The sequence below is a fragment of the Allobosea sp. GW821-FHT09G06 genome (assembly GCF_059416005.1).
Window position 1 is genome coordinate 1,207,053 of sequence record NZ_JBWKOI010000002.1, and the last position, 21,532, is coordinate 1,228,584.

Consider the following 21,532-nt stretch of genomic DNA (forward strand, 5'->3'; position numbering starts at 1 on the left):
GCTGTCGCTGTCTATCAGAACTTCAGGGCGGCGCCGACGCGGGCCTGGTTGAGGCTCGTGGTGACGCCCTCGACATCGTTGAAGCGGGTATAGAGATATTCGGCGCGGACGATCAGGTTGTCGGTCAGCGCCGCTTCGATACCGCCGCCGATCACGCCGCCATAGCCCCAGACATCTTTCTTCGGGCCGCCGACCGTGCGCGGCCAGCCGACATAGCTGCCCAGGGCGACGCCGTTGACGTCGGTCGGACCCCAGTCGGTATAGATCGAGACATTGGTGTCGAAGCGCCCTGCCGCGGCACCGAGCGTGAAATAGGGCATCAGGCGGCCATAGGCATAGCCGAAGCGCGCCCGCAGCGAGACGTAGTCGTTGATCCGGGCGTTCTGGGTCGAGCCGACGGTGAGGAATTCGTTGCCGATGCGCCGCGACTCGATGCGGGAGGACATCGCTTCCTGGTCGATGCGCGAGTAGTCGGCCTCCAGGCCCATGACCACCTCGCCGAAGGCCCAGTTATAGCCGGCATAGCCGCCGAAGATGCTGCCGCTGTCGCGGCGCGGCATGGTGATCGTCATGTCGCGGACATTGGCCGTGGCCGCGATCGTCGTGTTCAGCAGCGCGTAATCCACGAGCCGGTCGACGCTGCGGTCTCGCTCGAAACGAGATTGCGCCTGCCCGGCAAAGCCGCCGATATAGAAGCCATCCCATGAAAACCTGTCGGGCGCCGGCGGCGCGTCCTCGACCTGCGAGCCGCGTAGCACCGGATAGTCGGCGGCCAGCGCGGAGGCGGCAAGTGTCGTGGCGGCGAGGGCGATGAGCCCGATGCTTGGCGCGATGGAACGGATGCGCATCCTGATCTCCCCGAGCGACGGTCCGGTTCCACCCGTTTCACCTCGCTCTGGGCACAATTCATGCCTTGGTAACCCTAATGCCGGGTTAACATCGCTATTCGTCCAGCACCTTGCGTCATGGTCAGTTCGTGCTGCAGGACATCGACCCTTGCCCTTTCAGCTGGAGCCTTGCGCATGCGTGAAACTCTCTGCCGGCTAGGGTGCTGGCTTCCGGTCGCTGCAGCCGCGCTTGGGCTCGCTGCCTGCGGCTCGCTGCCGCCACCGGTCGGCGGCACGGCGGTCGCCTGGGTCAAGGGCCCCGCGGAGGTATCGAACCCGGCGCAAGCGCTCGCAGCGGCACAGGCGCGCTATCCGAACCGCAGCCTGACGGCCAGGGATCTCGTTCGCGTCAGCTGCGCGATGGACGACATTTCCTGGCATGAAGGCAATGCGGTCGTTCCTCCCGGCAAGCATCTCGGGAAGGGGACCATCGTACGCATCCGCGTCGGCACGCCGCTGATGGGAATCTCGGATGGGCATTTCGACGAGATCATCGAGGTCGTGGCCTCGCCGGGCGCGGTGCCGCATGAATTGCCGAGAGCGAGGAACGGGAAGCTGATCGACTACCCGGCGGCGACGGCAAGCAACTATGTCGGTGGGCAGGGAGCCACGCTGGCCCTGTCCTGCTCGGCCGGGCTGTAGGAGTTGCGCCAGGGCGACGGAAGACCGAGGAGGGGCCAGGCGCAACGGCATGATTGTCGCCTGCCGGCAAACGCGCCATAAGCCGGGCCATGACCTCGCCCCTCGTTCGCTTCGCGCCGTCGCCCACCGGCTATCTCCATATCGGCAACGCCCGGCCGGCGCTGTTCAACTGGCTCTTCGCGCGCCGGCATGGCGGGCGCTTCCTGCTGCGCTACGACGATACCGACATCGCCCGCTCGAAGGCGGAATATGCCGATGCCATCGCCGAGGATCTGGGCTGGCTCGGCATCGTGCCCGATCAGGTGACCAGACAGTCCGAGCGCCTCGCGATCTATGACGCGGCCGCCGACAGGCTGCGTGGGGCAGGGCGGCTCTATGCCTGCTACGAGACCGCCGATGAGCTGGATCGCCGCCGCAAGCGCCAGCTCGCCCGCGGCCTGCCGCCGATCTATGACCGCGCCGCGCTGAAGCTCACCGACGAGCAGAAGGCGGCCTTCGCGGCGGAGGGGCGCAAGCCCCATTGGCGCTTCCTGCTTGAACCGCGCGAAGTCGCCTGGGACGATCTCGTGCGCGGTGCCTCCCATGTCGACTGCGCTTCGCTCTCGGACCCGGTGCTGGTGCGCGAGGATGGCAGCTATCTCTACACGCTGCCCTCCGTCGTCGACGATATCGAGACCGGCGTGACCCATGTCATCCGCGGCGAGGACCACGTCACCAACACCGCGGTCCAGGCCCAGATCTTCGAGGCGCTCGGTGCGAGCCTGCCGGCCTTCGGCCACCACAACCTGCTGACCACCGCGAGCGGCGAGGGGCTCTCCAAGCGCCTCGGCCATCTCTCCCTGCGTGGCCTGCGCGAGACCGGCGTCGAGGCGCTGGCCGTGGCCGCGCTGGCGACGCTGGTCGGCACCTCCGACGCCGTGCGCCCGGTCGCGAGCCTCGACGAGCTCGCAGGTCTCGTCGAACTCGCCCATGTCTCGCGCGCGCCGGCCAAGTTCGACGAGCACGAACTGGAGACGCTGAGCGCCCGCACGCTGCATCAGTTGCCGCTGGAGGCGGTCGAGGATCGCCTGAAGGCGCTCGGCGTCGCCGCTGACGAGGCGTTCTGGCAGGCCGTGCGCGGCAATCTCGCCAAGCTGGACGAGGCGGCCCAGTGGTGGCGCGTGGTGCAGGGGCCAATCGAGCCCGTGATCGCCGATGCCGGTTTTGCCGCGACGGCGGCCGGGCTGCTGCCGGCCGAGCCCTTCGATGCCACGACCTGGAAGAGCTGGACGCAAGCCGTCTCGGCGACGACCGGCGCCAAGGGCAAGGCGCTGTTCATGCCGCTCCGTCAGGCCCTGACGAGGCTCGACCATGGCCCGGAACTCGCCGCGCTGCTGCCGCTGATCGGGCGCGAAAAGGCATTGAAGCGGCTGGCCGGCGAGAGCGCCTGATCGCGCACGGCGCCTGTCATTCCGGGGCGAGCGCGTAGCGCTCGAACCCGGAATCCACGACTGGGTGAATCGCTTCAAGACGCCGTCATCAGGGTCTCGCCCGGTCGTGGTTTCCGGGTTCAGGCCTGATGGCCTGCCCCGGAATGACAAGGGGAATGACAGGCGCTCACTCGTGCCGCTCCATAGCCGAGGCGTGCTTGGTGTCGCGCATGGTCGCATAGACCAGGAACGACAGGAAGATGACGCCCGCGAGGTAGTAGTAGAACCACTGCTCGTGGCCTTGCTGCTTGAAGAACAGCGCGATGGCCGGCGCGGTACCGCCGAAGATTGAGACGGTCACGGCATAGGGCACGGCGACGCCGGTGGCGCGGATCGCGGTCGGGAACAGCTCCGCCTTCACCACGGCGTTGATCGAGGTGTAGCCGGCCGTGAAGATCCAGGCGCCGCAGATCAGCAGGAAGGCCGTGAAGGCCGATTTGGTATCGGCGAGCGCCGTCAGGATCGGCACGGTCAGGAGCGAGCCCGCCAGTCCGAAGAAGATCAGCATCGGCTTGCGGCCGATCCGGTCCGAAATCATGCCGTAGATCGGCTGCAGCGCCGCCGCGAAGATCAGCGAGCCTGCGATCACATAGGTCGTGGTCAGGTCGGAGAGGCCGACCGTCTGCCTGACGAAGGTCTGCATATAGGTGGTGAAGGTGTAGAAGGCGGCGGTGCCGCCGGCCGTGAGGCCGACCACGATCGCGACCTCGCGCGGATATTTCAGCAGGCCCTTGAGCGAGCTTTCCTTCTTCTTCATCGTCGCCTTGGCGGCCTCGAAGGACTCGGTCTCGTGCATGTGCCGGCGCATCAGCATGGCGGTGACGGCGAGCATCGCGCCGATGACGAAGGGGATGCGCCAGCCCCACTCCACCAGTTGCTCATGCGTCAGGAAGACGTTCTGGAGCAGGAGCAGCACGAGGATCGCGGTGAGCTGCCCGCCGATCAGCGTCACGTACTGGAAGCTCGAATAGAAGCCGCGATGTTCGGGATCGGCGATCTCCGAGAGATAGGTCGCGCTCGCCCCGTACTCGCCGCCGAGGCTCAGGCCCTCGATGATGCGCGCAAGCGCCAGCAGGGCCGGGGCCGCGAAGCCGATCGTCGCATAGGTCGGCGTCACCGCGATGATCAGCGAGCCGAAGCACATCATCACGACCGAGACGGTCAGCGACAGGCGTCGCCCGTAGCGGTCGGCGAGATGGCCGAAGAGCCAGCCGCCGATCGGCCGCACGATGAAGCCGGCCGCGAACAGTGTCGCGGCGTTGAGCTGCTGCACCACCGGATCATGCGAGGGGAAGAAGGCCGGCGCGAAATAGAGCGCGAAAGCGGTGTAGGCGTAGAAATCGTACCACTCGACGAGATTGCCGACCGAGCCGATGAAGATCGCCTTCAAGCGGCGCCTGGCGTCGTCGAACTGGATGGGATGGGCGGGGGCTGTCGCAGTCGTCTCTGACATGGCGGCCTTCTGAGCTGGGGAGCGTCAGAAGCGGGCGCGCGGCGCGAACGAGCCGTGGGACGGGTCTGGCGGCCTCCCGGAGGCGGCTTGGATGGCCTCTTATGCTGCCGTTCCAGTCATGCGTCCAGAAGCGATCGCGTCGCTCTCGATAGGTCTTCCATGCGTTGGTTGCATGGAACCTTTTGCGCTCAGGGCCGCGCGACCTGCGGGCTGAGGTTCGGTGCGAGATTGGGCGCGACGATCCGCACCGTCCGACGCTCGCCGGTGGGGCTCTGCGATTCGCTCTTCAGCCCGTCCTTCTTGTCGAGCACCTTCTCGCCGACGATGTCGGGGCCGACGCCGGCCGACTCGGTGCCCGCCGTCGGCGAATCCTCGGATGGCATCGGCTTCTCGTCAGGCACGGCCGGAACCGGCGCCGGAGCAGCCGTCTGGGCCGGAGCGCCCTTGCGCTTGGGATCGGCCTTAGGCCGCGACAGTTCGGCTGCGCGCTGCTCGGTCAGAATGACGTCGCCCTTGCGCTTGTCGAGTAGGTACTCGGCATCCTTGAGGGCGGCCGACCAGCTTTGCCCCTGGCCGCGGCAGGTGCAGGCGGCATCGAAGCTGCGGGCGTATTTGCCGGCATTGGCCAGCGAGGAATAGGGCTGGCCGGTCGACCGCGAGGCCGCGTTCTGGATGTCGCCGCCCGTGCTCATGCCATAGGCCAGCGTCTCGGTGCCGGGGCAGAGCGCCTGGCACATCTCGTCGCCATTGCCGGTATTGTTCGCGAGCGGGAAGAAGTAGCCGTCGCAGGTACGGACGCAAACGGTCTGCGGGCCGCCGAGACGCGGCTTCGCCGGCTCCAGCGGCTGTTCGGGATCGAGCTCGGGCAGGGTCGAATCGAGCGTGCCGGGGCCGGGATCACGCCCGAAGATCGTGTCGAAGAAGCCGCGCGGTTGCGCCCGGCAATTGCTGTTGATCGCGGCAATGAGCTGGGCCCGGCGCTGCTCGATGCCGCCGCCCTGCGCCTGCCGTTGCAGCGCACCGTACTGGTTCTGCAGCTGGCCGATCTGCTGGCGGATGAAATTGCATTGCGGTGGGGGTGAGTCGAAGAAGCTGAAGCCGCGGTCGCAACCCATGGAGCGGTACTGGTTGCTCAATTGCGCGAGCTGGGCGCCGACGCGCTGCGCGGCCTGGGCCGCGCGCGGATCGCTGCCGCTCTGGCCCTGCAGGCCGTCGAGCTCGGCGCGCCAGGCGTTGCAGGACGCCGACTGCGCCACGGCGGTACCACCGAGGGCGGCCAGCATCACGAGGGCCATGCCGAAGCGTCGGGAAAGTCGCAGCATCATCGCAGGTCGGGTCACGTCATCCATAGTCGAGCCGGCTCGCCGGCTCCGTCCGGGAGCAGTGGTCTAGAACACCCGCCAAACACGACGGAACTATGGAGCGGAGCCGCGCCTCTCGCAGGCCGCGCGGATGCTCCATTGCGAGGGCATCGCATGCCACATCCGGGCAAGCGCAGCAATCCGGGGACGCATGCGCCGCGCCGGTGGTGGAAAACTCCGGTTCTCGCTGGAGCCGGATCCGATCAGGTTGATTCAACCTGATCGGTGAATCCGCCTCCAAATTTGAGTGAGAGAACGCGTTATCCGATCCGACTGCGTTGCAGTCGGATCGGCGCGTGCTCTAGAAGACCTGCGGCAGCGGCCCGCCCGCGCCGGCCTTCCGTGCAGCGCCAACCAGGCAAGCCCGCCCCATGTCCGACTATCTGCCTCTTCACGAAGCCGTCATCCCGGAGCTGCCGAACTATTATCGCGGCAAGGTCCGCGAGAACTACGACCTGCCAGACAACCGCCGTATCCTCATCTCGACCGACAGGCTCTCGGCCTTCGACCGCGCGATCGCCTCGATTCCGCTGAAGGGCCAGGTGCTGACGCAGACGGCGCGCTACTGGTTCGAGCAGACCGCCGATATCTGCCCCAACCATGTGCTGGAATATCCCGATCCGAACGTCGTCGTCGGCAAGCGGCTGGAGATCCTGCCCGTCGAGATGGTGGTGCGCGGCTATCTCGCCGGCACGACCGGCACCTCGATCCTGACGATGTACAAGCAGGGCCGGCGCGAGATGTACGGCATGACCTTGCCGGACGGCCTGCGCGACAACGAGGCGCTGCCGCAGGCGATCATCACCCCGACGAGCAAGGCCTTCGACGGCGGCCATGACGAGCCGCTCTCGGCCGCGCAGATCGTCGGCGAGGGGCTGCTGACCCAGGCCCAGTGGGATACCGTCTCGGCCTATGCGCTGGCGCTTTTCGCCCGAGGCCAGAAGCTCGCGGCTGAGCGCGGCCTGATCCTCGCCGATACGAAATACGAGTTCGGCACCGATGCCGAGGGCAACATCCTGCTGGCCGACGAGATCCATACGCCGGATTCGAGCCGCTACTGGTTCGCCGAAAGCTATCCCGAGCGTTTCGCCGCCGGCGGTAAGCCCGAATCCTTCGACAAGGATTTCGTGCGCAACTGGGTCGTCGCCCGCTGCGATCCCTATACGCAGGACCTGCCCCCGATCCCACAGGACCTGATCGACGAGACCTCGGCGGTTTATGTCCGCGCCTTCGAGGCGATCACGGGAACCGCTTTCGCTTACCCGCCGAAGGGCGAGGACCCGGCGCAGCGCATCCGGCGCAATCTGGCGCAGTATTTCTGAGCCACACCCGTCATTCTCGGGCGGAGCGCAGCGCAGACCCGAGAATCTCTTGCCGGAGGAGCGCAGGAGCCTCCGTGTCATGAGATGCTCGGGTCAAGCCCGAGCATGACGGCCATGACCTGAGTCGCTCTCTACGCCCCGTCTTCCTCGCGATAATTGCCGGCGAGGTGCCGGCCGCGCTCGGTCAGCGTCGAGAGCACGCGCTCGAACACCTTGAGCTCGTCGGGGGCGATGCCCTCGATCCAGCGCGCCTCGAAGCCCAGAGCCAGCGGCACGATCTGGTCGTAGATGCGCTTGCCCGCGGCGGTCAGCGTGACAAAGGATTCGCGTCGATCCTGCCGGTTCTCGGAGCGCGAGACGAGACCGCGCTTCTCCAGCTCGCCGACGGCGCGCGAGACCTTGGTCTTGTGCATCTGGGCGAGCTCGCCGATGTCGCGCGAGGTCAGCTTGCCGAACTCGCCGAGCTGCGCCACCACGCGCCATTCCGGGATGCCGATCCCGAAATGCTCGCCATAGATGCGGCCGAGCGCGCGGCCGCCGAGCGTGCCGACGACATTGAGGCGATAGGGCAGGAAGCGCTCCAGATGGAGCGCCTGGTCTTGCGTGTCGGTTGTTGGCTTCTTCGTCATGACGGTGAGGAAGTCGCGCCTCAGCGCGCCTTCAGCCTGTTCATGAACGAGTCGTAGGACAGCTCCGCGACCTGCCACCAGAGCAGGTTCTCGCCGCGGAAGGCGACCATCGAATCGTAGCCCTTCTTGAAGTCCGGGCTCTTGGCGCTGGTCTCGGCGTAGTATTCCTCGGCTGCCTTGAGCGCTGCCTCCATCACCGGCAGCGGGAAGCCGCGCAATTGCGCGCCCTGCGCCACCAGCCGGCGCAGACCACCCGGGTTCACGAAATCGTACTTCGCCAGCATCCAGTTATTGGCCGCCTCGCAGGCGTTCTGGACGATCGCCTGATAGTGCTTGGGCAGCTTGTTCCAGGCATCCTTGCCGATGATCAGATGCAGCATGGCGCCGCCCTCCCACCAGCCGGGATAGTAGTAGTACTTGGCGACGCGGATGAAGCCGAGCTTCTCGTCGTCATAGGGGCCGACGAACTCGGCCGCGTCGATCGTGCCGCGCTCCAGCGCCGGATAGACATCGCCCGGCGCGATCTGCGTCGGCACCACGCCGAGCTTGGCGAGCACCGCGCCGCCCATGCCGCCGATGCGGAACTTCAGGCCCTTGAGGTCGTCGATGCTCTTCAATTCGTTGCGGAAGAAGCCGCCCATCTGGCAGCCGGAATTGCCGCAGGGGATCGAATAGGCGTTGAAACGGTCGAGCACGCCATTCACCACCTGCTCGCCGCCGCCGAAATACCACCAGCTATGCTGCTGACGGGCATTGAGGCCGAACGGGATACCGGTGCCGAGACCCAGCGTCGGGTCCTTACCGATATAGAAATAGGTCGGCGAATGCGCGCATTCGACCGTGCCGGAGGAGACGGCGTCGAGCGCCTGCAGGCCGGGCACGATCTCGCCGGGCGCAAAAACCTGGATGTCGAACTTGCCGTCGGTAGCCTCGGAGACGTATTTCGAGAACTGCTGGGCCGTGCCGAAAATCGTGTCGAGCGACTTCGGGAAGCTCGATGTCAACCGCCATTTCACCTCGGGCTGCGACTGGGCGATCGCCGGCATCGCGACGGTCGTCGCGGCGGCGGCCAGTGCCCCCGATTTCAAAAAGCTGCGACGTTCCATATGGTTTCCTCCCGAGGGATTGTTATGCCTTTATGCCCTTATTGGCGCGTCCGGGAAGGAATGAAAAGACATGAAGCTTGCCTCGCTCGCGCATGGCCGTGACGGCCGTCTCGTCGTCGTCTCCAGGGATTTGACCCGTGCCACCGACGCCTTTCCGGTCGTTCCGACGTTGCAGGCCGCGCTCGACGACTGGGAGCGGAATGCGCCGCGCCTCGCCGATCTCGCCGAGGGGCTGGAGCACGGCTCGGTCCCGTCCTTCCGCTTCCACGAGCATGACTGCGCCGCGCCATTGCCACGCGCCTATCAGTGGCTGGACGGCTCGGCCTATGTGAACCATGTCGACCTCGTCCGGAAGGCGCGGGGCGCCACCATGCCGGAGAGCTTCTGGACCGACCCGCTGATGTACCAGGGTGGCAGCGACGCCTCGCTCGGTCCACGCCAGGCCGTGCAGGCCCGCAGCGAGGAGGATGGCATCGATTTCGAGGCCGAGATCGCGGTCGTCACCGGCGACGTGCCGATGGGCGCGAGCCGCGAGGAGGCGCTCGGGGCAGTCCGTCTCGTCATGCTCGTCAACGACGTGAGCTTGCGGAATCGGATTCCCAACGAATTGGCGAAAGGCTTTGGATTCGTTCAGTCGAAGCCGTCCTCGGCCTATTCGCCGGTCGCGGTGACGCCGGATGAACTCGGCGCCGCTTGGCGCGATGGCCGCTTGCATCTGCCTTTGCTGGCGCTGGTCAACGGCACGCTCTTCGGCAAGCCCGATGCCGGTACCGACATGACCTTCGACTTCGGCACGCTGATCGCCCACGCAGCCGCGACGCGCCGTCTCTCGGCCGGCACGATTATTGGCGCCGGCACGGTCTCGAATCGCGATGCCGACGGTGGGCCAGGCCGGCCGGTGGCGGAAGGCGGGCAGGGCTATGCCTGCATTGCCGAGCAGCGCATGGTCGAGACGATCCGGCAGGGCGGACCCAAGACGCCGTTCCTGCGCTTCGGCGACACCGTCCGCATCGAGATGAAGGATGCGACCGGACATTCGATCTTCGGTGCGATCGAGCAGGAAATCCTGCCGCAAGGCTGATCGACCTCTCCCGGCCGCCTCCCGTCTTGGCGGCGGCCGGGCGGCCGGATAACGTCACGTCCAAAGCGCCGATGTGGGACGCGAGAACCGAGACGCCATGACCGAGACCGTGCCGTTCTATTCGACTGCCATTCCGCTGGCCTTCTTCGTCTGGGGGCCGGTGCTGGTGGTGCTGCTGTTCTGGGCGGTCGGCCTGTGGTCGAACCGGCAAGGCGTGCCGCGCATGCTGGAGGGCGACTGGGACGGCTACAATGTCGCCGATGTCGAGAAGCTGTTCACGATCTATGGCGAGGACAAGCGCTCCCGCTATCGCAACCGCGTGCTGCCGGCCGATGTCGCCTGCGCCTTCACCTATGCGATCGTCGGCGCGTTGATCGTCGCCGGTCTCGCGATGCGGGGCCAGCCCTGGTGGGTGGCAGCGCTCTGCGGTGGCGGCTGGCTCATCGGCGGGCTCTGCGACGTCGCCGAGAATTTCGCGCTGGCGCGCATGCTCGACCGCTATCCGCAGGTCGATGGCGGCAATGTCGCCTTCGCCAGCACGATGACGCGGTTGAAGCTCATCCTGTTCGCGCTCGGCGTCATCGGCGCGCTCGCAGCGGCCTATCTCGTCTTCAAGCCGCTGGCGGGTTGAGGCCACGCCACGCTTCGCCGCTGAGCCGGAAACGCGTGGCTATCACGGCCGGGTCGCCGATCAGGATCGTCGGGTCCATCGGCGCCGGCTGGAAGCCCAACCGTTCGGCGAGACGCAGCGAAGCCAGATTGAGCGGATGCGTCGTGACGGCGATGCTGGGCAGTTCGAGCGTCTCGAAGCCATGTCGCAGCAGGCGAGCTGCAGCCTCCCGCGCATAGCCCCGGCCCCAGCTCCCAACGATGAAACGGTAGCTCAACTGCACGTCCTCGGCAGCATTGCCGTCTGGAATGAGCCCGACATAGCCGAGAAAGACATCGGGCCCGGCCTTCGCGAACACGGACCAGTAGCCCAGCCCACGATCGACATGGCTGAAGCTGCGCGCAGCGACGGCATCGCGATTCATCGCGGGGTCGCCGACGGCGGCGATATGCTTCATCACCTGCGGGTCGGCGTTCATGCTGACGATGGCGTCGAGATCCGCGAAGCTTCGCGGGCGCAGCAGCAGCCGCTCGCTCTCCAGTTCCGGCAGCATGGCGTGGTTCGTTCCGGTCATGATCCGAAGTCGATGATCTGCGGCGCAAAGCTCTGGTGCACCGCCGTTCGGCTTCCCATATCCTGACCGGCGCCAAGCTGGAACGCGCCTGGAGAATGGGAATGCTGCTTCGTCGTTGGGTCCTGGCCGCTTTGGCCCTCACCCTGTCGGGAATGATGCTGTCGCCGGCCTCGGCGCAGGAAGACCTGATCTTCAGGAAATCGACCGTCTGGAAGATGCTGACGCCGAACGACAAGCTCGCCGTCTACGGCGTCGACGATCCCATCGTCGAGGGTGTCGCCTGCCATTACACCGTGCCCGAGAAGGGCGGCGTCTCCGGCATGTTCGGGCTGGCCGAGGAGGTCTCCGAGGTCTCGCTCGCCTGCCGCCAGATCGGCCCGATCAAGTTCAAGGAGAAGGCGGAGCAGGGCGACGTCGTCTTCCGCGAGCGTCGTTCGCTGATCTGGAAGAAGATGCAGATCGTGCGCGGCTGCGACGCCAAGCGCAACGTGCTGGTCTACCTCGTCTATACCGACAAGCTGATCGACGGCTCACCGCAGAACTCGACCTCGACGGTGCCGATCATGCCCTGGGGCACCTCGAGCGAGCCGCCGAAATGCTCGGAATGGATTCGGTGAAGGCATCAGACCGAAAAGTGGATCCCACTTTTCGGATAAATCTGATCGCAGACCAACGAGTTGGATCGCCACCCTGCGTCCGATAGGACGCGCGTTCTAACGAAAATTATTCGCCGCAGGTGATGCTGAGCGGCTGTTCGGCCGTCTGCGCCGGGCTCTGCTTGGTGACGGAGCCGGTGAAGTCCTCGCGGTTGGCGACGCCGAAGGCGACCGCCTTGCCGAAGCCCTGCGACTCGCACCAGGCATTGGCGACGATCTTGCCGCATTCGGCCTTGGTCGAGATGCAGTCGGCGACGCCGTAGCCGTCGCTGGCCGGGATCAGGAAGGTGCGGGGCTCGTTGGCGGCCGCGACCGAGCGGCTGGTCGGCATGATCGACAGCGAGATGCCGGCGGCGGCGATCCCGAACAGTCCGACGAGGGCCACGGCGCGGCGCATGAATTCTGATTCCTGATGGGTTGCGGGCGCAGAACCCGCGAATCGGGAGGATGGTTCCGGCCGGTTAAATTTGAGTGAACCGCGGCAACCTTGAGGCAATGCTGCATTGCAGCAATCGGGCGCCCTCTTGACGGAAAGCCCGCGGAAAGGCAATCAGGTCCGACCATGACGCGAGCCGCCATCAACAGCACTTGCATTATTTGCCGCTAGCTTTCGCTGGCCGGCTGCTCACGTCCTCGTCCTGAAAAACGAACCGACAAAAGCGCCCCCGGCCAGCGGCCAGGTCGCCCTTTCGTATTTCGCCGTTCGTTTCCCAGGATTTAGCCCCGATGTCGCCGACCCTGAGGCTCTACAACACGCTGACGCGGACGAAGCAGGACTTCGCGCCGATCGATCCGTCGAATGTCCGCATGTATGTCTGCGGCCCGACGGTCTACGACTACGCCCATATCGGCAATGCCCGCCCGGTCATCGTCTTCGACGTGCTCTACCGGCTGCTGCGCCACATCTACGGCGTCGATCACGTCACCTATGCCCGCAACCTCACGGACGTCGACGACAAGATCAACGCCCGCGCGGCGCGTGACTATCCCGGCCTGCCGCTGAACGAGGCGATCGCCAAGGTCACGCAGACGACGACGGCGCAATTCCACGCCGATATCGATGCGCTCGGCACGCTCCGGCCGACGACGGAGCCGCGCGCCACCGAGCATATCGAGGAGATGAAGGCGATCATCGAGCGCCTGATCGCGCGCGGCGTCGCCTATGTCGCCGAGGAGCACGTGCTCTTCCACGTTCCGGCCGTCGCGCATCTCGCCAAGGCGCCGAAATACGGCACGCTTGCCCGCCGCTCGCTGGACGAGATGCTCGCCGGCGCCCGCGTCGATGTTGCGCCCTATAAGCGCGACGCGATGGATTTCGTGCTGTGGAAGCCGAGCCGCGACGGCATCGATCCCGGTTGGCCGTCGCCGGCCGGCATCGCCACGCCCGGTCGCCCGGGCTGGCATATCGAGTGCTCGGCGATGTCGATGGCGGAGCTGCTGACCCCCTTCGGCGGCGGGCTCGCCTGCGACGATCCCATGAAGAACGTCTTCGACATCCATGGCGGCGGCATCGATCTCGTCTTTCCGCACCACGAGAACGAGATCACCCAGTCCTGCTGCGCCTTCGGCGGGGCGGAAGGGCAGCCGCTCATGGCCAATATCTGGATGCACAACGGCTTCCTGCAGGTCGAAGGCGAGAAGATGTCGAAATCGCTCGGCAACTTCGTCACCATCAACGAACTGCTGGAGACGGATGTCTTCGGCGGCCGCACTTGGCCGGGCGAGGTGCTGCGCCTTGCGATGCTCAAGACGCATTACCGCCAACCGATCGACTGGACGGTGAAGGCGCTGGAGGAGGCGGAGAACGAGCTGAAACAGTGGCACCGTCTGCTCTCGACTTCGTTGCAATCCCGTCCGGCGGCAGATGTCGTTGTGGCCCTGAGCGATGATTTGAACGGAGCGGCGGCGCTCGCTGCATTGCGGGCTCGCGCAAGGAGCGCGCGGGGAGGCGACGAGGTTGCCAGGGACGAACTGGCCGGCGCGCTGGAGCTTCTCGGTTTCGAGGCCTTCGTTGAAGATGCGCGCAACACGAATTATCGGGGCGGCCAGCATCTCGACGCTGGCGGTACTACGATCTCGTCAGCACAGACCCGCATCGACGCCGAGACTGTAAAGGCTCTCATAGCCGCCCGCCTCGACGCCCGCCGCGCGAAGAACTTCGCCGAGTCCGATCGCCTCCGCGACGAGCTCGCGGCGATGGGCATCGCGCTCAAGGACGGCAAGGACCCGGTGACAGGCGAGCCCACGACCAGCTGGGAGGTGAAGCGATGAGCCCGAAGATCCGCCCGGCGGGCTCGCTCTCCTTCGCCATCAAGCTGGTCATGCTGGCGATGGTCGTGCCGCGCGTCGTTCGCTTCAAGCTTCGGCGCGAGCGATGAGCGCGGCACGCGTCCATCTCTTCGATACGACGCTGCGCGACGGCGCCCAGACGACGGGCGTCGATTTCTCGCTCGACGACAAGCGCGCCGTAGCAAGCCTGCTCGACCGGCTCGGCGTCGATTATGTCGAGGGCGGCTATCCCGGCGCCAATCCGCTCGACACCGCTTTCTTCGAGCAGAAGGCGACGAAGCAGGCGAAATTCGCCGCCTTCGGCATGACCAAGCGGGCAGGGCGCTCGGCCGCCAACGATCCCGGCATCGCCGCGCTGCTGGAGGCCAAGGCCGACGCCATCGTCTTCGTCGCCAAGGCCTGGGACTACCATGTTCATGTCGCGCTCGAGATTTCGCTGGAGGAGAACCTTGCCGGTATCGCCGAGAGCGTAGCAGTGGCGAAGGCCGCCGGCCGCGAGGTGATGCTCGATTGCGAGCATTTCTTCGACGGCTACAAGGCCAACCCGGACTACGCGCTCGCCTGTGCCCGTACCGCTTACGAGGCCGGCGCCCGCTGGGTCGTGCTTTGCGACACCAATGGCGGCACGCTACCCGACGAGGTCGGCGCGATCGTGCGCGAGGTCGCCAAGATCGTACCCGGCGACAATCTCGGCATCCACGCCCATGACGATTGCGGCTGCGCCGTCGCCAATTCGCTGGCCGCCGTCGAGGCCGGCGTCCGCCAGATCCAGGGCACGCTCAATGGTCTGGGCGAGCGCTGCGGCAATGCCAATCTCGTCACGCTGATCGGTGCGCTGAAGCTCAAGGAGCGCTATCGCGACCGCTTCGAGCTCGGCGTCAGCGAGGATCAGCTCGGCGAGCTCACCCATGTCTCGCGCGCGCTCGACGAGATGCTGAACCGGGCGCCGAACCGGCATGCGCCCTTCGTCGGCGCCTCGGCCTTCGCCACCAAGGCCGGCATTCACGCCTCGGCCATGCTGAAGGACCCGCGCACCTACGAGCATGTCGCGCCGGAGGCGACCGGCAACACCCGCAAGGTCCTGATCTCCGACCAGGGCGGCAAGTCGAACCTTGTCGCCGAATTGGAGCGCATCGGCGTCACGCTCGGCCGCGACGATCCCCGCCTCAACCGGGTGCTGCAGGAGGTCAAGGACAAGGAGGCGCAGGGCTATGCCTTCGAGGGTGCCGACGCGTCCTTCTTCCTGCTGGTGAAGCGGATCCTCGGCGAAGTCCCGGATTATTTCGCGGTCGAGCGCTTCGCCGTGAATGTCGAGCGCCGCTACAATGCACTCGGCGAACTCGTCACCTTCTCCGAGGCGATCGTGAAGGTGAAGGTTGGCGACGACCTGCTGATCTCGGCCGCCGAAGGCGATGCCGGCCCGGTCAATGCGCTGGATATCGCGCTCCGCAAGGATCTCGGCCGCTACCAGTCGCTGATCGGTGGCTTGCGGCTGGTGGACTACAAGGTCCGTATCTTCCAGGGCGGCACCGATGCCGTCACGCGCGTGCTGATCGAATCCGGCGACGAGACCGGCGAGCGCTGGACCACGGTCGGCGTCAGCGCCAACATCATAGACGCCTCGTTCCAGGCGCTGGTCGACTCGATCACCTACAAGCTGGTCAAGGCCGGCGCGACGGCGTGATCCTTTCCTTCTCCCCTTGCGGGAGAAGGTGGCCCGAAGGGCCGGATGAGGGGTCGCGCAGGTCTGGAAGGTTGGTAGTCGGCTTGCGTTGAGCGTCGCGAGACCCCTCATCCGCCTGCCGGCACCTTCTCCCGCAAGGGGAGAAGGGCGCTGTTTGGCGGGCTCGCTTATCTCACTCCGTCAGCCGGATCACGCGATCCTTGCAGAGGTCCATGTCGGCGTCGCTCTCGGCTTCGTCCTCGAATCGTGCCTGCACCGTATAGGCGCAGCCCTGCGGCTTGTTGAGCTTGAGCGCGACGCTCTTGCCGGGCGCCAGCGGCTTGGCGAGCTTGGCGACGAGGCGCGGTTGGTCGCCCGGCGTCGCGATCGCGAAATTGCTGAGCGGCACGGTGCGCTGGTTGGTGATCGTGATCTGAGGATGCGGCCGGGAACTCTGCGCCAGGGCGGGCAGGGCCAGGAGGAGCGCGGCGGCAATGCCGGTCCCGGCAACTGCAAGCTGTTGAGCCTTCATGATATTTCCTTCCCCATCTCGAGCGTCGCGCGCTCTGCTGGGGATCAGATACCCGTGATGGGGCGATGGCAAGGCAGCTTTCGGGCAGCCCGCCGCATGCTCCCCACGCAACGACATTCCCATGCAACGGCGTGTGAATGCGTCTATATGGGCGCTCTAACTGGAATCGTTTGAAAATGTCCGCGCCGTCAGCGCCGCCTCCGGCGCCGAGCTTTCACCGTTCTGCCGTGATCCAGCCCGGGTCCGGCTTCTTTGCCACCTTCCACGCGCTCTGGCCCTATCTCTGGCCGGCGGAGCGCGCCGATCTGCGTGGCCGCGTCGTCGCGGCCTTCGCGCTGATGGTGTGTGGGCGGCTCGTGCTGATGGGCGTGCCCTTCACCTTCAAATGGGTGACGGACGCGCTGGCCGGTTCTTATTCGAACCTTGAGAAATGGCTGCCTTGGCTCGTCGGCGCGCCGCTGGCACTGACGGTGCTTTACGGCCTTGCCCGTGTCGGCGCGGCTGCCTTCGTCCAGATGCGCGATGCGATTTTCGCGCCGGTCTTCATGCATGCGGTGCGAACGCTCGCGCTGCAGACCTTCGGCCATCTCCATCATCTCTCGCTGCGCTTCCATCTGGAGCGCAAGACCGGCGGGCTCACCCGCGTGCTGGAACGCGGTCGCAACGGCATCGAGGAGATGGTCCGCCTCGGCCTCAACCAGCTCGTGCCGGTGATCATCGAGGTCGCGCTGATCATCGCCGTGCTGCTCTACCTGTTCGACTGGCGCTACGTCGTCGTGCTGGTCACGATGGTCTCGGCCTATATGACCTACACCATCAAGGCGACGGAGTGGCGCATCGCCATCCGGTCGGCGATGAACGAGTCGGATACCGACGCCAATGCCAAGGCGATCGACTCGCTGCTGAACTATGAGACGGTGAAGTATTTCGGCGCCGAGGCCCGCGAGACCGCGCGCTACGACCAGTCCATGGCGCGCTACGAGCGCAATTCGATCAAGTCCTACACCTCGCTCGCCTGGCTGAACTTCGGCCAGGCCGCGATCTTCGCGGTAGGATTGACGCTCTCGATGGTGATGGCGGTGCGCGGCTTCCAGGCGGGCACCAACACGGTCGGCGACCTCATCCTGATCAACGCGATGCTGATCCAGCTCTACCTGCCGCTGAATTTCATGGGCACGGTCTATCGCGAGATCAAGCAGGCGACGCTCGACATCGCCCAGATGTTCTCGCTGATCGGCCGCGATCCCGAGATCCAGGACAAGCCCGGCGCGAAGCCGCTGGCGGTGCCGGCCGGCGAGGTCGCGTTCGAGGACGTGCATTTCGCCTATGTGCCGGAGCGGCCGATCCTGCGCGGCGTCTCGTTCAAGGTCCTGCCGGGGCAGACCGTCGCCATCGTCGGCCCGTCCGGTGCCGGTAAGTCGACGATCTCGCGTCTGCTCTTCCGCTTCTACGAACCGCAGGCCGGCCGCATCCTGATCGACGGCCAGCCGATCGCCGATGTCCAGCAGGTCTCGCTGCGCGCCGCGATCGGCATGGTCCCGCAGGACACGGTGCTGTTCAACGACACCATCGAGTACAACATCCTCTACGGTCGCCCCGAGGCGACGACGGCCGAGGTCGAGGAGGCCGCGCGCCTTGCCCAGATCGACCGCTTCATCCGCCTGCTGCCGGAAGGCTATGCGACCTCCGTCGGCGAGCGCGGCCTGAAGCTTTCCGGCGGCGAGAAGCAGCGCGTCGCGATTGCCCGCACCATCCTGAAGGGCCCGCCGGTCCTCGTTCTCGACGAGGCGACATCGGCGCTCGATTCCTTCACCGAGAAGGAGATCCAGGACGCGCTCGACCGGGTCAGCGAGGGTCGCACCACGCTGGTCATCGCGCACCGGCTCTCGACCGTGGTCAATGCCGACGAGATCATCGTGCTCGACAAGGGCCAGATCGTCGAGCGCGGCCACCATCGCGACCTGCTGGCGGCGAACGGCGTCTACGCCGCGATGTGGAACCGCCAGCGCGAGGTCGACGAAGCCAAGGCGACGCTCCAGCGCGCGACCGAGGCCGAGGGCGAGAGCGTCCGGGTGACATTGTCGTAGAAGCTGGGCCGTCAAAGGTCGTCATGCCTGGGCTTGACCCGGGCATCTCATGACCAGTGCGCTCAGGAGCCCCATCCTGCCGGAGATTCTCGGGTCTGCGCTTCGCTGCGCCCGAGAATGACGTGTTTCACCAGTTTGAAACTGCTCGCAACTGCGGTCCGTTTCCTGCATGCTGCCCGGGCAGGGTAAAGCTGGGGGGCTGCCATGTTCGATCCGACCACATTCGTAGGTTTCCACACCTGGCTGAGCCTTGTGGCCATCGTCGCCGGGTTTCCAGTCACGATGGGCCTGCTGCACGGGCATACGCGGCCGGGCTGGACCGGAATTTTCCTCTCCACGGCCTTCGCGACGAGCGCGACCGGGTTCGGTTTTCCGTTCAACGGGGTGCTTCCGTCCCATGTCGTCGGCGCGATCCATATCGTGCTGGTCGCGATCGCCGGCTACGCGCTCTATGGGCGGCGTCTTGAAGGAAGCTGGCGCCGCATCTACGCGATCATGGCCGTGCTCTCCTTCTACCTGCTGATCTTCGTGCTCGTCGCGCAGCTCTTCGGCAAGGTTCCGGCACTGCATGCCCTGGCGCCGACGCAATCCGAGCCGCCCTTCGGCATCGCCCAGGGCATCGTGCTCGTCGTCTTCGCCCTGCTGACCTGGAAGGCGGCGGTGCGGTTCGTCCAGGTGCCGCAGCGGACAGCCTGAACGGGCCGGCCGCGACATCGCGCGCCGTCCACCGGCGCGCGCCGGGGCTTTCCCTTCGCGCCGGAACCTCCTAAATCAGCGCAACGCTCGCCGCCGGCCTTCGGCGGCGACAATGTCATTCCCGTGCGCCCCGCGCCGGCAGCCCAACGGAAACCGCCTCATGTCCCTCGTCGATTCCGTCCGCAAGGTGATCGTGCCCATCCACAAGGAGGGCTATGTCTTCATCGCGATCGGCCTCGTGTCGACGATCATCCTCGCCAATCTCTGGTCGCCCTTCGGCTGGATCGGCGCGATCATCACGATCTGGATCTGCTATTTCTTCCGCGACCCTGTGCGTGTCACGCCGCAACGCGAAGGGCTGGTGATTTCGCCGGCCGACGGCCGTATCAGCCAGATCGCGCAGTCGCTGCCGCCGCCGGAGCTTGAGCTGCCGGCCGAGCCGATGACCCGCATCTCGATCTTCATGAACGTCTTCGACTGCCATGTGAACCGCGCGCCTGTGCCCGGCCGCATCGCCAAGATCGCCTATACGCCCGGCCTCTTCCTCAATGCCGAGCTCGACAAGGCGAGCGACGACAACGAGCGCAACGCGCTGGCGATCGAGACCAAGTCGGGCATCGTCGGCGTCGTCCAGATCGCCGGCCTGATCGCGCGCCGCATCGTGCCCTTCGTCAAGGAAGGTGATGTGCTCGGCACCGGCGAGCGCTTCGGCCTGATCCGCTTCGGCTCGCGCGTCGACGTCTACCTGCCGTCCCATGTCGTGCCGCTGGTCGGCGAGGGCCAGACCGCGATCGCCGGCGAGACCGTGCTCGCCGACCTGACCGGCAACGAGCCGGTCGCGCGTGGCTTCCGCGACATCTGAGCGAAAGCGCCGGAGGGCCGTTTCTGAAGGGCAGTGTCATCCCGTGCGCGCTGCGGCATGTAATGACGCTGCGCAGACACGGGACCGCCCCTCGAAAAAGGCGCCCCACCTCAACGCCCCCAAGAAGAACACCTTCTCCTAACGACGATCCCGCATCTGCGCAGCGGCACTTCGCGCCGCAGCGCGTGCGGGATGACACGCGTGGGCGCCTAGCCTGCGCCCTCAAAACCGCGTATTCCGGCTGACATGAGCGACCTGTTTCCTCCCTTCGAGCCCGAGCGCGCCGAATCCAAGCGCGCCCGCTTCAAGCCGATTCCCTTCCGGCTGCTGGCGCCGAACGTCATCACGCTGCTGGCGCTCTGCCTCGGCCTGACCGCGATGCGCCTCATCGTCGAGGGCAAGCTCGAGACGGCGACGATCTGCATCCTGATTGCCGCGGCGCTCGACGGTGTCGACGGCCGCCTGGCTCGCATGCTCAAAGGCACTTCGCGCTTCGGCGCCGAACTCGATTCGCTCTCCGATTTCGTCAATTTCGGCGTCGCTACCGGCTACGTGCTCTGGATCTTCGTCCTGCACGACCTGAAGTCGTTCGGCTGGATCATCGTGCTGACGCTGGCCTGTGCCATGGCATTGAGGCTCGCGCGCTTCAATGTGATGATCGACGATCCCGATCGTCCGGAATGGCAGAAGAACTTCTTTGTCGGTATGCCGGCCCCGGCCGGTGCGATCACCGCGATGCTGCCGGTCTATCTCCACATCATCGGCGTGCCCGTGCAGGAATACGGCGCGCTCTTCGTCGGCATCTACATCCTGTTCATCGCCTTCCTGACGATCTCGCGCATCCCCTGCTATGCCGGCAAGACGCTCGGCACGCGTGTTCCGCGCAACCAGGTGCTGCCGATCTTCGTTGCGGTGGTGATCGTCGCCGGCCTGCTCTTCGCCTACACCTTCGAGGTGCTGGCGGTCGTCGTGATCGCCTATCTCGCGCTGATTCCGGTCAGCGTCGCGCGCTACCGCAAGCTTGAGCGCGAGCATGCGCAGCAGGCGCCGGTCCCCGCGACGGAAACCGCTGCTGAAAGCCAGAGCTGATCGTCAGCTTGAAGCTTAGCGGCGGTAGCCGCTGAGTCGTGCCGCATTGGCGCGCGTGCGCCGCGCGAACGGCTCCAGCGTGCTGTCGGCAGCCTTGACCGCCGCCGTCGCGAGATCGAGCTGGCCGAACGGGTTGAGGGCCAGCCCCCACCAGAAGGCCGTCGTCGCCTGCGTGACGGCAAAGCTGCTCTCGAGCATGGCCGAAACCTTCTCCGTTACGGCCTTGGTCGCCTCGCGCTGGCCGCGGCTGTCGCCGAAGGCGCCCTTCATCAGCAGCGGCATCCGCATCGCGATGGTCAGCCCGGCGTCGGCATGCATGGACATCAGGCGGGCCGCGAGAACCTGCGCCTCCGCCCCGGTCGCGAGGGCGGAGCCCGTCGATTTGCGCGGTCGAGCCATGAGGGAAACTCCAATAGGTCGACGGCAACAAGGGGCGGAGCGCCGAGGGGGTAGGACTGTGCGGCCAACCGCAACGCTTGGCAATGCCTAGTATACCAGAGCCACAGGCTTCACTTGCATGGAAC

21 protein-coding genes are annotated in these 21,532 nt (G+C 66.1%); 12 read left to right on the forward strand and 9 right to left on the reverse strand.

Annotated features, from left to right (window positions below; genetic code table 11):
• Positions 1-14 precede the first annotated feature (14 nt).
• Positions 15-848: an outer membrane protein gene (locus AC07NY_RS15945; protein WP_494584628.1), complete on the reverse strand. Its 834-nt coding sequence runs from the start codon at positions 846-848 to the stop codon at positions 15-17.
• 174 nt (positions 849-1,022) lie between these two features.
• Here AC07NY_RS15945 and AC07NY_RS15950 point away from each other — a divergent pair, with 174 nt between their 5' ends.
• Entirely contained in the window at positions 1,023-1,529 is a 507-nt protein-coding gene (locus AC07NY_RS15950; protein ID WP_494584629.1) for a hypothetical protein, read from the forward strand.
• Between the two features lie 89 nt (positions 1,530-1,618).
• Entirely contained in the window at positions 1,619-2,959 is a 1,341-nt protein-coding gene (gene gltX, locus AC07NY_RS15955) for a glutamate--tRNA ligase (protein WP_494584630.1), read from the forward strand.
• Between the two features lie 166 nt (positions 2,960-3,125).
• Here the strand turns inward: gltX and AC07NY_RS15960 are convergent, their stop codons facing one another.
• Both AC07NY_RS15960 and AC07NY_RS15965 read right to left on the reverse strand, forming a co-directional pair.
• The gene (locus AC07NY_RS15960) at positions 3,126-4,451 is read right to left on the reverse strand and encodes an MFS transporter (protein ID WP_494584631.1); all 1,326 of its coding nucleotides are present in this window, start codon (positions 4,449-4,451) and stop codon (positions 3,126-3,128) included.
• 188 nt (positions 4,452-4,639) lie between these two features.
• Entirely contained in the window at positions 4,640-5,791 is a 1,152-nt protein-coding gene (locus AC07NY_RS15965) for a DUF2865 domain-containing protein (protein ID WP_494584632.1), read from the reverse strand.
• Positions 5,792-6,183: 392 nt separating this feature from the next.
• Here AC07NY_RS15965 and AC07NY_RS15970 point away from each other — a divergent pair, with 392 nt between their 5' ends.
• On the forward strand, positions 6,184-7,134 hold the full coding sequence (locus tag AC07NY_RS15970; RefSeq protein WP_494584633.1) for a phosphoribosylaminoimidazolesuccinocarboxamide synthase: 951 nt from the start codon (positions 6,184-6,186) through the stop codon (positions 7,132-7,134).
• Between the two features lie 131 nt (positions 7,135-7,265).
• Here the strand turns inward: AC07NY_RS15970 and AC07NY_RS15975 are convergent, their stop codons facing one another.
• Positions 7,266-7,763, reverse strand: coding sequence for a MarR family winged helix-turn-helix transcriptional regulator (locus AC07NY_RS15975; RefSeq protein ID WP_492283897.1), 498 nt, complete (start codon positions 7,761-7,763; stop codon positions 7,266-7,268).
• A 20-nt stretch (positions 7,764-7,783) separates the two neighbouring features.
• The gene (locus AC07NY_RS15980; protein WP_492283896.1) at positions 7,784-8,869 is read right to left on the reverse strand and encodes a TRAP transporter substrate-binding protein; all 1,086 of its coding nucleotides are present in this window, start codon (positions 8,867-8,869) and stop codon (positions 7,784-7,786) included.
• A 70-nt stretch (positions 8,870-8,939) separates the two neighbouring features.
• On the opposite strand from AC07NY_RS15980, the gene AC07NY_RS15985 reads away from it, so the two are divergent.
• Positions 8,940-9,950, forward strand: coding sequence for a fumarylacetoacetate hydrolase family protein (locus AC07NY_RS15985; RefSeq protein ID WP_494584634.1), 1,011 nt, complete (start codon positions 8,940-8,942; stop codon positions 9,948-9,950).
• A 97-nt stretch (positions 9,951-10,047) separates the two neighbouring features.
• Positions 10,048-10,581, forward strand: coding sequence for a hypothetical protein (locus AC07NY_RS15990; protein ID WP_494584635.1), 534 nt, complete (start codon positions 10,048-10,050; stop codon positions 10,579-10,581).
• Here AC07NY_RS15990 and AC07NY_RS15995 read toward each other — a convergent pair.
• Positions 10,562-11,134, reverse strand: coding sequence for a GNAT family N-acetyltransferase (locus tag AC07NY_RS15995; RefSeq protein WP_494584636.1), 573 nt, complete (start codon positions 11,132-11,134; stop codon positions 10,562-10,564). The two genes, AC07NY_RS15990 and AC07NY_RS15995, sit on opposite strands and share 20 nt — an antisense overlap.
• Before the next feature lie 101 nt (positions 11,135-11,235).
• Between AC07NY_RS15995 and AC07NY_RS16000 the strand changes: the two genes are divergently transcribed.
• Positions 11,236-11,751, forward strand: coding sequence for a CreA family protein (locus tag AC07NY_RS16000; RefSeq protein ID WP_492283892.1), 516 nt, complete (start codon positions 11,236-11,238; stop codon positions 11,749-11,751).
• A 106-nt stretch (positions 11,752-11,857) separates the two neighbouring features.
• Here AC07NY_RS16000 and AC07NY_RS16005 read toward each other — a convergent pair whose 3' ends face one another.
• Positions 11,858-12,187: a hypothetical protein gene (locus AC07NY_RS16005; RefSeq protein ID WP_492283891.1), complete on the reverse strand. Its 330-nt coding sequence runs from the start codon at positions 12,185-12,187 to the stop codon at positions 11,858-11,860.
• A gap of 329 nt (positions 12,188-12,516) precedes the next feature.
• Between AC07NY_RS16005 and cysS the strand changes: the two genes are divergently transcribed.
• Positions 12,517-14,061: a cysteine--tRNA ligase gene (gene cysS / locus AC07NY_RS16010; RefSeq protein WP_494584637.1), complete on the forward strand. Its 1,545-nt coding sequence runs from the start codon at positions 12,517-12,519 to the stop codon at positions 14,059-14,061.
• 103 nt (positions 14,062-14,164) lie between these two features.
• Positions 14,165-15,763, forward strand: a complete 1,599-nt coding sequence (gene cimA / locus AC07NY_RS16015; RefSeq protein ID WP_494584638.1) for a citramalate synthase — start codon at positions 14,165-14,167, stop codon at positions 15,761-15,763.
• Positions 15,764-15,935: 172 nt separating this feature from the next.
• Here cimA and AC07NY_RS16020 read toward each other — a convergent pair whose 3' ends face one another.
• Positions 15,936-16,274 carry a hypothetical protein gene (locus AC07NY_RS16020; RefSeq protein WP_492283888.1) on the reverse strand — a complete coding sequence of 113 codons (339 nt, stop codon included), beginning with the start codon at positions 16,272-16,274 and terminating at the stop codon, positions 15,936-15,938.
• A 176-nt stretch (positions 16,275-16,450) separates the two neighbouring features.
• On the opposite strand from AC07NY_RS16020, the gene AC07NY_RS16025 reads away from it, so the two are divergent.
• The 4 genes from AC07NY_RS16025 to AC07NY_RS16040 all read left to right on the forward strand — a co-directional run bounded on the left by AC07NY_RS16025 (position 16,451) and on the right by AC07NY_RS16040 (position 21,008).
• On the forward strand, positions 16,451-18,361 hold the full coding sequence (locus tag AC07NY_RS16025; RefSeq protein ID WP_494584639.1) for an ABCB family ABC transporter ATP-binding protein/permease: 1,911 nt from the start codon (positions 16,451-16,453) through the stop codon (positions 18,359-18,361).
• A gap of 204 nt (positions 18,362-18,565) precedes the next feature.
• Positions 18,566-19,057, forward strand: a complete 492-nt coding sequence (locus AC07NY_RS16030; protein ID WP_492283886.1) for a hypothetical protein — start codon at positions 18,566-18,568, stop codon at positions 19,055-19,057.
• A gap of 112 nt (positions 19,058-19,169) precedes the next feature.
• Positions 19,170-19,919: a phosphatidylserine decarboxylase gene (locus AC07NY_RS16035; RefSeq protein ID WP_494584640.1), complete on the forward strand. Its 750-nt coding sequence runs from the start codon at positions 19,170-19,172 to the stop codon at positions 19,917-19,919.
• Positions 19,920-20,165: 246 nt separating this feature from the next.
• A complete protein-coding gene (locus AC07NY_RS16040; protein WP_494584641.1) occupies positions 20,166-21,008 on the forward strand; it encodes a CDP-alcohol phosphatidyltransferase family protein in 843 nt (280 codons plus the stop codon).
• Between the two features lie 15 nt (positions 21,009-21,023).
• On the opposite strand, the gene AC07NY_RS16045 is transcribed toward AC07NY_RS16040, so the two are convergent.
• Positions 21,024-21,407: a hypothetical protein gene (locus tag AC07NY_RS16045; RefSeq protein WP_494584642.1), complete on the reverse strand. Its 384-nt coding sequence runs from the start codon at positions 21,405-21,407 to the stop codon at positions 21,024-21,026.
• Positions 21,408-21,532: the final 125 nt, after the last annotated feature.

Bases quoted from the DNA above. Each gene is read 5' to 3' on its own strand.
- AC07NY_RS16000 (WP_492283892.1), top strand. From the start codon at position 11,236: ATGCTGCTTCGTCGTTGGGTCCTGGCCGCTTTGGCCCTCACCCTGTCG.
- AC07NY_RS16025 (WP_494584639.1), top strand. From the start codon at position 16,451: ATGTCCGCGCCGTCAGCGCCGCCTCCGGCGCCGAGCTTTCACCGTTCT.
- AC07NY_RS16040 (WP_494584641.1), top strand. From the start codon at position 20,166: ATGAGCGACCTGTTTCCTCCCTTCGAGCCCGAGCGCGCCGAATCCAAG.
- cimA (WP_494584638.1), top strand. From the start codon at position 14,165: ATGAGCGCGGCACGCGTCCATCTCTTCGATACGACGCTGCGCGACGGC.
- AC07NY_RS15990 (WP_494584635.1), top strand. From the start codon at position 10,048: ATGACCGAGACCGTGCCGTTCTATTCGACTGCCATTCCGCTGGCCTTC.
- AC07NY_RS15945 (WP_494584628.1), bottom strand. From the start codon at position 848: ATGCGCATCCGTTCCATCGCGCCAAGCATCGGGCTCATCGCCCTCGCC.
- AC07NY_RS16020 (WP_492283888.1), bottom strand. From the start codon at position 16,274: ATGAAGGCTCAACAGCTTGCAGTTGCCGGGACCGGCATTGCCGCCGCG.
- AC07NY_RS16035 (WP_494584640.1), top strand. From the start codon at position 19,170: ATGTCATTCCCGTGCGCCCCGCGCCGGCAGCCCAACGGAAACCGCCTC.
- AC07NY_RS15995 (WP_494584636.1), bottom strand. From the start codon at position 11,134: ATGACCGGAACGAACCACGCCATGCTGCCGGAACTGGAGAGCGAGCGG.
- AC07NY_RS16005 (WP_492283891.1), bottom strand. From the start codon at position 12,187: ATGCGCCGCGCCGTGGCCCTCGTCGGACTGTTCGGGATCGCCGCCGCC.
- AC07NY_RS15980 (WP_492283896.1), bottom strand. From the start codon at position 8,869: ATGGAACGTCGCAGCTTTTTGAAATCGGGGGCACTGGCCGCCGCCGCG.
- AC07NY_RS15970 (WP_494584633.1), top strand. From the start codon at position 6,184: ATGTCCGACTATCTGCCTCTTCACGAAGCCGTCATCCCGGAGCTGCCG.
- AC07NY_RS16045 (WP_494584642.1), bottom strand. From the start codon at position 21,407: ATGGCTCGACCGCGCAAATCGACGGGCTCCGCCCTCGCGACCGGGGCG.
- AC07NY_RS15950 (WP_494584629.1), top strand. From the start codon at position 1,023: ATGCGTGAAACTCTCTGCCGGCTAGGGTGCTGGCTTCCGGTCGCTGCA.
- AC07NY_RS15975 (WP_492283897.1), bottom strand. From the start codon at position 7,763: ATGACGAAGAAGCCAACAACCGACACGCAAGACCAGGCGCTCCATCTG.
- gltX (WP_494584630.1), top strand. From the start codon at position 1,619: ATGACCTCGCCCCTCGTTCGCTTCGCGCCGTCGCCCACCGGCTATCTC.
- AC07NY_RS15960 (WP_494584631.1), bottom strand. From the start codon at position 4,451: ATGTCAGAGACGACTGCGACAGCCCCCGCCCATCCCATCCAGTTCGAC.
- AC07NY_RS16030 (WP_492283886.1), top strand. From the start codon at position 18,566: ATGTTCGATCCGACCACATTCGTAGGTTTCCACACCTGGCTGAGCCTT.
- cysS (WP_494584637.1), top strand. From the start codon at position 12,517: ATGTCGCCGACCCTGAGGCTCTACAACACGCTGACGCGGACGAAGCAG.
- AC07NY_RS15985 (WP_494584634.1), top strand. From the start codon at position 8,940: ATGAAGCTTGCCTCGCTCGCGCATGGCCGTGACGGCCGTCTCGTCGTC.